The organism is bacterium, from assembly GCA_024228115.1.
Classification (GTDB): Bacteria; Myxococcota_A; UBA9160; order UBA9160; family UBA6930.
Genome location: JAAETT010000615.1, coordinates 1 through 1,250, shown reverse-complemented (window position 1 = coordinate 1,250; position 1,250 = coordinate 1). Strand labels below are relative to the sequence as shown.

1 protein-coding gene is annotated in these 1,250 nt (G+C 61.9%); it reads left to right on the top strand.

What is annotated here, in order from left to right; genetic code table 11:
- The first annotated feature begins 214 nt into the window (after positions 1-214).
- Positions 215-1,114, top strand: coding sequence for a formamidopyrimidine-DNA glycosylase (locus GY937_25720; GenBank protein ID MCP5060115.1), 900 nt, complete (start codon positions 215-217; stop codon positions 1,112-1,114).
- Positions 1,115-1,250: the final 136 nt, after the last annotated feature.

Sequence of the window (1,250 nt, the reverse complement as noted above, 5' to 3'; positions counted from 1 at the left end):
CCACCGTAAGCGACATCCGTCAGGATCAATCGCCGCACAGCACCCTGGAACCATCGAAAGTCAGCTTCTCAACTGATTTTCATGCATAGTCCGGGCTAGACAGGGAAGGCGGGGACGTTCTTTCCGCTGTTTCCGTTGTTGGGCCGGGACTTTGTCCCGACCCAACAACGGAAACAGCGGAAAGAACGTCCCCGCCACGCGCTACGCTCGCGTCGTGCCTGAGCTGCCGGATATCACCATCTATCTGGAGGCGATGGCGGCCCGGACCCTGGGAGAGCCGCTGGAGAAGATCCAACTCCGCGGGGTCGCGTTGCTGCGCTCGGTAGAGCCGCCGCTCCCGAGCTTCGAGGGACAGGTGGTGAGGGAGCTGCGACGGATCGGAAAGCGGATCGTCTGGGGCTTCGATGACGAGCGTTTCCTCATCTTCCACTTGATGGTCGCCGGGCGTTTCCGCTGGAAGAAGCGCGGCGCCAAACCGCCGGGCCGGGTCGGACATGGCGCTTTCCAGTTCCCGAAGGGCACGCTCGTCTTGACGGAGCAGGGCACGAAGAAGCGGGCCACCTTGCACGCCGTGCAGGGAGAAGAAGCCCTCGCCCTGCACGACCGAGGCGGCATCGACGTGCTGAGCTGCGAGCCTGAAGCCTTCGCAGAGGCTCTTGCCCGCGAGAATCATACCCTGAAACGCACACTCACCGATCCGCGTTTCTTCAGCGGCATCGGCAACGCCTACTCGGACGAGATCCTGCACCGTGCCGGCCTTTCCCCCGTGAAGCTCTCGCAGAAGATGAAGGACGATGAGATCGAACGGCTCTTCGAGGCGACCCGCGCGACCCTCAAGTGGTGGATTGCGCATCTTCGCGAGGAGAACGGCGAAGGATTCCCGGAAAAGGTCACGGCCTTTCGGCCAGAGATGGCCGTCCATGGCCGGTTCCACGAGCCCTGCCCCGTCTGCACCTCGCCGGTGCAACGCATCGTGTACGCAGAGAACGAAACCAACTACTGCGCAACCTGCCAGACCGGCGGAAAGCTGCTGGCGGACCGTGCCCTCTCACGCTTGCTCAAGAAGGATTGGCCGCGAACGCTCGAAGAGATGGAGCAGCGACGACCGAGCTAGCCCGAATAATTCATGAAGAAGTCGCGTTCCTGAATTGAAGAAGGCCCCAGTTGCGGTAGAAACGTGTTGCGACACGCGTTTCCCCTCAACAAGGGCCCCTTCATGAAGCCGGATACTACCGCACAGACTGTCACCT